Source organism: Amaricoccus sp., assembly GCF_036846665.1.
Lineage (GTDB): Bacteria > Pseudomonadota > Alphaproteobacteria > Rhodobacterales > Rhodobacteraceae > Amaricoccus.
Window position 1 is genome coordinate 1 of record NZ_DAIUBO010000158.1, and the last position, 9,151, is coordinate 9,151.

The 9,151-nt window shown below is 70.1% G+C and carries 8 protein-coding genes and 1 pseudogene; 7 read left to right on the forward strand and 2 right to left on the reverse strand.

Annotated elements, in window-relative coordinates:
- Positions 1-496 (forward strand): annotated as a pseudogene (locus V7050_RS14485) (adenylosuccinate lyase); the annotation flags it as partial.
- Positions 497-506: 10 nt separating this feature from the next.
- On the opposite strand, the gene V7050_RS14490 reads toward V7050_RS14485, so the two are convergent.
- Positions 507-2,441, reverse strand: coding sequence for a PQQ-dependent sugar dehydrogenase (locus V7050_RS14490; protein ID WP_324368006.1), 1,935 nt, complete (start codon positions 2,439-2,441; stop codon positions 507-509).
- Positions 2,442-2,462: 21 nt separating this feature from the next.
- A complete protein-coding gene (locus tag V7050_RS14495; RefSeq protein ID WP_324368004.1) occupies positions 2,463-2,786 on the reverse strand; it encodes a DUF1476 domain-containing protein in 324 nt (107 codons plus the stop codon).
- Positions 2,787-3,111: 325 nt separating this feature from the next.
- On the opposite strand from V7050_RS14495, the gene purC reads away from it, so the two are divergent.
- From purC to V7050_RS14525, 6 genes are all read left to right on the forward strand, one after another.
- Positions 3,112-3,876, forward strand: a complete 765-nt coding sequence (purC, locus tag V7050_RS14500; RefSeq protein ID WP_324368002.1) for a phosphoribosylaminoimidazolesuccinocarboxamide synthase — start codon at positions 3,112-3,114, stop codon at positions 3,874-3,876.
- A complete protein-coding gene (gene purS, locus V7050_RS14505; RefSeq protein ID WP_324368000.1) occupies positions 3,876-4,115 on the forward strand; it encodes a phosphoribosylformylglycinamidine synthase subunit PurS in 240 nt (79 codons plus the stop codon). Before purC ends, purS begins: the two co-directional genes overlap by 1 nt.
- Positions 4,116-4,177: 62 nt before the next feature.
- Positions 4,178-5,215 carry a zinc-binding dehydrogenase gene (locus V7050_RS14510; RefSeq protein ID WP_324367998.1) on the forward strand — a complete coding sequence of 346 codons (1,038 nt, stop codon included), beginning with the start codon at positions 4,178-4,180 and terminating at the stop codon, positions 5,213-5,215.
- A 10-nt stretch (positions 5,216-5,225) separates the two neighbouring features.
- Positions 5,226-5,906 (forward strand): phosphoribosylformylglycinamidine synthase subunit PurQ, encoded by a 681-nt coding sequence (purQ, locus tag V7050_RS14515; RefSeq protein WP_324367996.1) that lies wholly within the window; start codon positions 5,226-5,228, stop codon positions 5,904-5,906.
- A 100-nt stretch (positions 5,907-6,006) separates the two neighbouring features.
- Positions 6,007-7,698 carry an ATP-binding protein gene (locus tag V7050_RS14520; protein ID WP_324367993.1) on the forward strand — a complete coding sequence of 564 codons (1,692 nt, stop codon included), beginning with the start codon at positions 6,007-6,009 and terminating at the stop codon, positions 7,696-7,698.
- Positions 7,699-7,701: 3 nt separating this feature from the next.
- A complete protein-coding gene (locus tag V7050_RS14525) occupies positions 7,702-9,048 on the forward strand; it encodes a sigma-54-dependent transcriptional regulator (protein ID WP_324367991.1) in 1,347 nt (448 codons plus the stop codon).
- Positions 9,049-9,151: the final 103 nt, after the last annotated feature.

Genomic DNA, 9,151 nt, shown 5'->3' on the forward strand with positions numbered 1-9,151 from the left:
GCGCAACCCGGTGCTGACCGAGAACCTGACCGGGCTGGCGCGGCTGGTGCGCATGGCGGTGGTGCCGGCGATGGAGAATGTCGCGCTCTGGCACGAGCGCGACATTTCGCATTCGAGCGTCGAGCGCATGATCGGGCCGGATGCGACGGTCACGCTGGATTTCGCACTGGCGCGGCTGACGGGAGTCGTCGAGAAGCTGGTGGTTTATCCGACGAACATGATGCGCAACATGAACAAGTTCCGCGGCCTCGTGCATTCCCAGCGCGTGCTGCTGGCCCTGACGCAGAAGGGGGTCAGCCGCGAGGCCGCCTATGCGATCGTGCAGCGCAACGCGATGAAGGTCTGGGAACAGGGCGCGGATTTCCTCGAGGAGCTGAAGGCCGACCCGGAGGTGGGCGCCGCCCTCTCCCCCGAGGAGATCGAGGCGAATTTCGACCTCGGCTTCCATACGCGGCACGTGGACCGGATCTTCCGGCGGGTCTTCGGGGAGAGCTAGGGGCTTTCCGTCAGACGATCAGGTCGTCCGAGAGCGCGGCCCCGGTCGTGCCGAGGATGGTCAGTTCCTGGCCGCCCGGGAAGGTGAAGACCAGATCGGCGCCCCGCTGCTCGGCGGAGGCGAGGGCCTCGGCAGGGGTGGCGAAGCCGAAGGCTTCCGCCAGCCGGATGGTGTCGTAATCGTCCTGGAAGTCGCGGATCGTGTCGCGCTGGGAGGTGGGCTCGAAGACGAAGGTATCGCGACCGCTGCCGCCGGAGAGCAGGTCGCTGCCTGCCCCGCCGAGGAGGACGTCGTGGCCGGGGCCGCCCGAGAGCCGGTCGCCGCCTCCGCCGCCGCGCAGCACGTCGGCCCCGGCATCGCCCCAGAGCTTGTCGCCGCCGGTGCCGCCCCGGATCCAGTCGTTGCCGTAGCCGCCGCTCAGGCGGTCGCTGCCCGAGCCGCCGCCGTCGAGTCGGTCGTTGCCCTGCTCGCCGTGGAGCCGGTCGTTCCCGGTCGCGCCGCCGTTCAGCCGGTCGTCGCCGGCGCCGCCGTGGATGATGTCGTCGCCCTCGCCGCCATTGATCACGTCGCCGCCGTCGCCGGCGGTGGGACCGAAGCCGAGGCGGGCGACCGCGCCGTCGATGCCGATCGTGTAGAGAGTGCCGTCGAGACCCTCGGCGAAGGAGGTGATGCCCGCGAAGGCGGCTCCCCGGGGCACGATCTGCCCGGTGTGGTTGGTCACGTCGACGGCCTGGCCCCCGACGATGCGCAGGCTCCAGAGCTGGTCGGTGACGAAATCGGAGAAGAGATAGCGGCCCGGCAGTCCGGGCGAAGGCCCGCGGTTGACGTAGCCGCCGACCACGGCGAAGCCGCCCTCCGCATCGTGGCCGTAATCCGTCACCGGGCGGGTGAGCACGGGGCTGCCGGCCGGGGGATTGCCGGGCACGGTGTCGTTGAAGACGCGAAACCCTTCCTCGACCTTCCAGCCGTAATTGGCCCCGCCCCGGCCGGCGGGCTGGAAGTCGATCTCCTCGCGCGCCGCCTGGCCCACGTCGCCGATGTAGAGGTCGCCCGTTTCGCGGTCGAAGCTGGCGCGCCAGGGGTTGCGCAGGCCGAGCGCCCAGATCTCGCCGGCGCCGCGTCCGACGAACGGGTTGTCCGCCGGGATGGCGTAGTCGCGGGCGCCGTCGGCGGGGAAGTCGTCGCGGTCGACGTCGATGCGCAGCATCTTGCCCCAGAGCGCGCGCGGATTCTGGGCGTTGTTGGCCGGATCCCCGCGCAGGCCCTCGTCGCCCACGGCGACATAGAGCATTCCGTCGGGGCCGAAATCCATCCAGCCGCCGTTGTGGTTGCCCGCGCCGTTGTCCTTGTCGATCACCAGGATCAGGTTGGGGCGCACGGCGACGTCCGGGTCCCCGGCCGCCCGGCGGTATTCCACGATCGCGACATCGCCGTCGGCCTGGGTGAGATACACGAAGAGGCGGCCGTTCCGCGCGTAATCGGGGTGGAACGCGAGGCCGAGCAGGCCCTGCTCGTTGCCCCGGGCCAGCGCGGCATCCGGAATGTCGAGGAAGGGGCGCGGATCGACCGCGCCGCTGCGGGTGTCGAGGATCAGGATGCGGCCGCTGTGCTGCTCGACCACATAGAGGCGGTCGGGGTCGCCGGGCGCCGGCGCGGCGTAGACCGGGCGCTCGAAGACATGCGCCCCGATCCGCGTCAGGGTGATGCTGGCGGAGGTCGGGGTCTCCGCGTCGGCGTTGAACCCGTAGAGCCGGTCGTCGCCCGCGCCGCCGAAGATGCGGTCGCGGCCCTCGCCGCCGGTGATCACGTCGTCGCCGCTGCCGCCGAAGGCGGTGTCCGCGCCGCCGCGGGCGGCGATCCGGTCGTCGCCGCCCCCGCCCGAGAGCGTGTCGCCGAGCCGGGACCCGCGGAGCCGGTCCGCCGCCGGGGTTCCGGTGACCTGCACCGGCGCCGCCCCCGCCGGCGGCTAGCTGCCCGGCAGCTCGGTCATGAGCTGCGCCTTGGCCAGCTGGAGGCTCTCAGCCATCTTGGTGCGAATCGTGGCCTCGTCGGCCTTGTCGCCGAGGTCGCGGGAGAGCTTGCGCACCACGTCCTCCTGTCCGGCCTCCTCGAAATCCGACTTGACCACCTCGATGGCATAGGACGCCGCTTCGTCACCGCGCTTGCCGAGGAGCTCCGCCGCCCAGAGCCCGACGAGCTTGTGCGCCCGCGCGACGGCCCGGAACTGCATCTCCTGATCGTGGGCGAACTTGTTCTCGAAGCCCTTTTCGCGGTCCTTGAAGCTGTTCATCCTTGCCCCTCCTGCTGTGGCGGTCTGTCGCGAAGATAAGCATCCGCCCTGCCCTGCGACAAGGTCTGACACGGGATTTGCATCGGGCAGCGCGATCGCCTGCGCCCGCGTTCCCGGCAGGCCCGGGTCACCACGCCGCCCGGCGGGCGCTGCCCTCGTCCCGGGGCGGGGCGGTCGGGGAAGGAAGGACGGGCTCCGGATGCGATCGCCCCGCATGGACCGAGGGAGACGCTTGCTCCTTTTCCGGGCAGGGTATAGAGAGCGGCGGAACGGGAAAGGCGGCCCCTGCGGCCGGCCTTTCCCATCGTCGTTTTCGGAGACAGGCATGGCCCGGCGCAGACTGGTTTACGAGGGCAAGGCGAAGATTCTCTACGAAGGACCCGAACCCGAGACGCTGATCCAGTATTTCAAGGACGATGCGACGGCCTTCAACGCCCAGAAGAAGGCCGTGATCGAGGGCAAGGGCGTGCTGAACAACCGCCTCAGCGAGCATTTCATGGCCGGGCTGAACGCGATCGGCGTGCCGACGCATTTCATCCGCCGGCTCAACATGCGCGAGCAGCTGATCCGCATGGTCGAGATGATCCCGCTGGAGGTGGTGGTGCGCAACTACGCCGCCGGCTCGCTCTCGAAGCGCCTCGGCATCCCCGAGGGACAGCAGCTGCCGCGCCCGATCATCGAATTCTATTACAAGGACGATTCCCTTGGCGATCCGCTGGTCACCGAGGAGCATATCGTCGCCTTCAACTGGGCCGCGCAGCAGGACATCGACGACATGATCGCGCTGGCGCTCCGGGTGAACGACTTCCTCTCCGGCATGTTCCTCGGCGTCGGCATCCGCCTCGTCGATTTCAAGATCGAGATCGGCCGGGTCTACGACGGCGACTTCCAGCGGCTGATCGTCGCCGACGAGATCTCGCCCGACAGCTGCCGCCTCTGGGACATCGAGACCGGCCGCAAGCTCGACAAGGACGTGTTCCGCCAGGATCTCGGCAGCCTCGCGGATGCCTATACCGAGGTCGCCAAGCGGCTGGGCGTCATGCCGCGGACCAACGGCCGCACCCATGTCGGCCCCAAGCTGGTGAACTGATGCGCGCGCGGGTGCATGTGACGCTGAAGCCCGGCGTGCTCGATCCGCAGGGCGAGGCGGTGCGCCATGCGCTCGGCTCGCTCGGCTTCGAGGGCGTCGGCGAGGTGCGCATGGGAAAGGTGATCGAGCTCGATCTGGCCGAGGGCGACCCTGGCGCGGCGCGCGACCGGGTGACGGAGATGTGCGAGAAGCTGCTCGCGAATACCATCATCGAGAACTACACGGTTGACGTTGCCTGACTCTTTCGGGCGGGCGGGCTTCCGGCCCCTGCCCCGCCAGCGACCGCCTACGGAGGCTTGACATGCGCGCGGCCGTCCTCAGGGCCTACAATGCCGACCTGTCGATCGAGGACTTGCCCGATCCGGCGCCCGAGGCGGACGGCGTGGTGCTGCGCACCATCGCCTGCGGCATCTGCCGTTCGGACTGGCACGGCTGGACAGGCGAGCACCCGCGGGTGAAGCCCGGCCAGATCCAGGGCCACGAATACTGCGGCGAGGTGGTCGAGGCCGGGCCTCTCTCGGCGTGGAAGCCGGGCGACCGCGTGGTGGCGCCCTTCATCCTCGCCTGCGGCCGCTGCCCCGCCTGCCAGTCGGGCCACCAGAACACCTGCCCCGACCAGCGGCTGCCCGGCTTCGTCGAGCCGGGCGCCTTCGCCGAATACGTCGCGGTCCCCCTCTCCCACAACCTGGCGCGGCTTCCCGAGACGCTGTCGCCGACCGTGGCGGCCGGCCTCGGCTGCCGGGTGACCACCGCCTGGCACGCGCTGACCGGGCGGGCCGAGCTGCGCGCCGGCGAGTGGCTGGCGGTGCACGGCACCGGCGGGATCGGCCTCGCAACGCTCCTGCTCGGCAAGGCCCTCGGCGCACGGGTGGTGGTGGTCGACGTGGTGCCCGAGAAGCTCGCCCATGCCCGCGGCTTCGGCGCCGACGCGGCGATCGACGCCCGCGACGGCGACACCGCGGCGGCGATCGTCGATCTGACCGGCGGCGGCGCGGATGTCTCGGTCGAGGCGCTGGGCATCGCCCAGACCACCAATGCCTCGATCGAATGCCTGGCACCGCTCGGCCGTCACGTGCAGGTCGGCATGCCGGTCGGGCATACCGCGCGCATGGAGATCAACATGAACGCGGTCTACATGAAGAACCTCGCGCTCTACGGCACGCGGGGCATGCCGTCGTGGCGCTATCCCTCGCTGCTGGCGCTGATCGAGCAGGGCGCGGTCGACTTCGCGCCGCTGATCGCCCGCGAGGTGAGGCTCTCGGAGGCCTCGGACGAGCTTCGCGCCTTCAACGGCCCCACAGCGCCCGGAGTGGCCGTGATCACCGATTTCAGCCAGTGAGGAGACCCGCGTGAAAGCTGCCGTCCTCGTCTTCCCCGGCTCGAACTGCGACCGGGACATGGCCGTGGCGCTGACGCGCGCCGGCGCGGACGTGACGATGGTCTGGCACAAGGACACCGGGCTGCCGCGCGGCCTCGACCTGGTGGCGATCCCCGGCGGCTTCTCCTTCGGCGACTACCTGCGCTGCGGCGCCATCGCCGCGCGCTCGCCGATCATGCGCGCGGTGGTCGATTTCGCCCGGTCCGGCGGGCATGTGCTCGGGGTGTGCAACGGCTTTCAGGTGCTGATCGAGGCCGGGCTCCTGCCCGGGGCGCTGATGCGCAATGCCGGGCTGAAGTTCGTCTGCCGCACGGTCGAGCTCGAGGTCGCGACCGCCGACAGCGCCTTCACGCGGCTCTGGACGCGGGGCGCGCGGCTGAGCCTGCCCATCGCGCATCACGACGGCAATTACATCGCCGATGCCGCGACCCTCGCCCGGCTCGAGGGCGAGGACCGGATCGCGCTGCGCTATCTGGGGAACCCGAACGGGTCGGTGGCGGATATCGCCGGGGTGCTGTCGCGGAACCGGCGCGTGCTCGGCATGATGCCCCATCCCGAGCGCGCCGTGGAGGCCGCCCATGGCGGCACCGACGGCGCCGCGCTCTTCGGCGGCTTGGCGCTCGCTGCCGAGACCATGGTGCAGCAGGCTTGAGCCCGGCGCGTCCCGGGCGTATTTTTCCCCCCCGATGATGCAGCCGGACAACACCCTGGGGCCGAGGAGAAATCCCGCGCGCGCATGGATGCGCGCGGCCGTGCTGGCATCGCTCGCGCTGATGGCGCTGGTGATCTGGGCGAGCCAGATCTATCTCACCCGCACCTTCAGCGAGGAGCAGAAGGCCGATTCCGTGCGCCGCGCCACGCTCTATGCCGGCGCGATCCAGAGCGCGATGCAGCGCCACGCCGTGGTGCCGCTCCTGCTGGCGCGCGACCCGATCCTGATGCAGGCGCTGCGCACCGGCCGCTACGAGGGGGCGGAGGAGCGGCTGGCGAGCTTCCGCGAGGAGATCGGCGCCGGCTCGATCTTCCTGCTCGATCCGGTCGGGCGGATCGTGGCGGCGAGCGACGAGCGCCCGCGCGAGCAATACGACGGCGACAAGGCCTATTTCACCAAGGCCATGGCCTCGACCGGCACCGAATTCTCGATGATCGAGAACGAGGACGGTGCCTTCAGCTTCCACTATGCCCGGCAGGTCTTGGTCGAGGATCAGGTGCTGGGCGTCGTCGTGGTCACCGTCGATCTCGGGGCGCATGAGGAGGGCTGGCGGCGCACCGGCATCAAGATCGCCGTGACCGATTCCGAGGGCGACATCCTGCTCGCCTCGGAGCCGGCCTGGCGCAGCAATTCGCTCTCCAGCGTCCTCGCCCCGGGCTCGGAGGCCTCGCTGGTGCGCAATGCGCTCCGGAGCGCGCAGAACACCATCGGCGAGGTTCCCTATACCTATATCGGCGACACGCCCTATCTGCTGGCCGAGGTGCCGGTGGGGTTCCGCAACTGGCGCCTGACCTTCTTCTCGACGCTCGAAGGCGTGCGGGCGCGGGTCAACGGCGGGCTGGCCATGATCGTGATGGTGATGGCCCTTCTGCTGGCGCTCGCCCTCTACATGCTCTCGCAGCGGACGCGGGCGGAGAGCCGGCGCCTGCAGAAGGAATCGACCGAGCTGCGCGCGCTCAATCGGCGGCTCTCGGACGAGATCGCGGCGCGCAAGCGGCTGGAGAAGAACCTCAAGGAAGCCGAGCAGAGCCTCGAGCAGGCGTCGAAGCTCGCCGCGCTCGGCCAGATGTCGGCGGCCGTGAGCCACGAGCTGAACCAGCCGCTGGCCGCGATGAAGACCTATCTCGCCGGGGCGCGGCTGCTCCTGCAGCGGCGCCGGCCCGACGAGGCGGTCAGCTCCTTCCAGCGCATCGACGATCTGATCAACCGGATGGGTGGGATCACCCGCCAGCTCAAGTCCTATGCGCACAAGGGCGAATTGTCGCTCGAGCCGATCGACCTGCGCGACAGCGTGCGGGCGGCGCTGTCCCTGATGGCGCCGCAGCTGACCAAGATGCCGGTCTCGATCTCGACCACCATGCCCTCGGGGCCGGTGATCGTGCGCGCCGATCCGATCCGCGCCGAGCAGATCATCGTGAACCTGCTGCGCAACGCGCTCGACGCGGTCAGCTCCCGCACCGACCGGCGCATCAAGATCCTGCTGGTTCAGGGCGAGATGGTGCTCCTGTCGGTGGAGGACAACGGCACCGGCATCAAGGACCCGGACAAGCTCTTCGAACCCTTCTATACAACCAAGAGGCCCGGCGAGGGTCTCGGGCTCGGTCTCGCGATCTCGGCGGGTCTGGCTGCGGAACTCGGCGGGCGGCTCGTGGCCCGCAACGCACCGGACGGAGGTGCGGTCTTCGAACTGCTCCTGCCGCGGGACACGGGACAGAGCCAGGCCGCGGAGTAGGACATGGACATCAAGCGATCGGTCGCGATCATCGACGACGAGGCGCATCTGCGCGAATCCGTCGCGCAATACCTGCAGCTCTACGGCTTCGACACCGCGACCTATGACGCGGCCGAGCCGGCGCTCAAGCAGATCTCGCCCGATTTCGCGGGCATCGTCGTCACCGACATCCGGATGCCCGGCATGGACGGGATGGCGCTGCTGCGCAAGATGCAGTCGGTCGACCCCGGGTTGCCGGTGATCCTGATGACCGGCCACGGCGACGTGCCGATGGCGGTGGAGGCGATGCGGATCGGCGCCTTCGACTTCGTGGAGAAGCCCTTCGAGCCCGAGCGGCTGCGCGATCTCTGCCAGCGCGCCACCGAGATCCGCGCGCGCACGCTGGAGACGCGGGCGCTGCGCCGGGAGCTCTCCGACGGGACGGTGCTGATGCGGCGGCTGATGGGCAACAGCCCGAGCGTGGCGAAGATGCGCGAGACGATCCTCGACGTCGCCCAGGCCGACGGGCATATCCTGATCCTCGGCGAGACCGGCACCGGCAAGAGCCTGGTCGCGCGCGCCATCCACGCCTGCGGCCCGCGCGCGAGCAAGCCCTTCGTCACGCTGAACTGCGCCTCGGTCCAGGCCGGCCAGGTCGAGGCGATGCTCTTCGGCGCCGAGGACTGGCCGGAGAAGCCCCTGATCGACCAGGCCGAGGGCGGGACGCTCTGCCTCGAGGACGTGGAGGATCTGCCGCCCGGCGCCCAGGCGCGGCTGCTCGAGACGATCAACGCCGCCGAACCGACCGGGGGTGCGGCGCGGCCGCTCAACATGCGCATCGTCGCGGTATCGAGCCGGCTCGGCAACAGCCCGCCGCCGGCGGAGGTGATGCGCGACGACCTATACTTCCGCCTCGCCGGGCTGATCGTCGAGGTTCCGCCGCTGCGCGCGCGCGGCGAGGACATCCTCGCCCTCTTCTCGCATTTCACCATCCAGTTCGCGGAGGAATACGGCTGCGAGCCGCCCACGCTCAATGCCGGCGACGCCGCCAATCTCGTGCAGGCGCCCTGGCCGGGGAACATCCGCCAGCTGATCAATCTCGCGGAGCGCGCGGTGCTCCAGGCCCGGCGCGGGGAGACCAATATCTCCGCCCTGCTGATCGACGACGGCTTCGACGGCCCGGTGATGGCGGTCGACGCCGAGAAGCCGCTCAAGGAGCATGTGGACGCCTTCGAGAAGATGCTCATCGATCACGCGCTGCGGCGGAACCAGGGGTCGGTGGCGGCGGTGATGACCGAGCTCGCCCTGCCCCGCCGCACGCTGAACGAGAAGATGGCGAAATACGGGCTGAGCCGGCAGGATTATCTCTAGCGAAGGCCCTCGGCCGGCATCGCTTGCGCCCTGCTCCCATCCTGCACAGGCCGGGTGTCCCCAGCCCGATCGACCCGTGGCGATCGGGCCGCGCCGGCCCTGC

Bases quoted from the DNA above. Each gene is read 5' to 3' on its own strand.
- purC (WP_324368002.1), top strand. From the start codon at position 3,112: ATGGCCCGGCGCAGACTGGTTTACGAGGGCAAGGCGAAGATTCTCTAC.
- V7050_RS14525 (WP_324367991.1), top strand. From the start codon at position 7,702: ATGGACATCAAGCGATCGGTCGCGATCATCGACGACGAGGCGCATCTG.
- V7050_RS14510 (WP_324367998.1), top strand. From the start codon at position 4,178: ATGCGCGCGGCCGTCCTCAGGGCCTACAATGCCGACCTGTCGATCGAG.
- purS (WP_324368000.1), top strand. From the start codon at position 3,876: ATGCGCGCGCGGGTGCATGTGACGCTGAAGCCCGGCGTGCTCGATCCG.
- V7050_RS14495 (WP_324368004.1), bottom strand. From the start codon at position 2,786: ATGAACAGCTTCAAGGACCGCGAAAAGGGCTTCGAGAACAAGTTCGCC.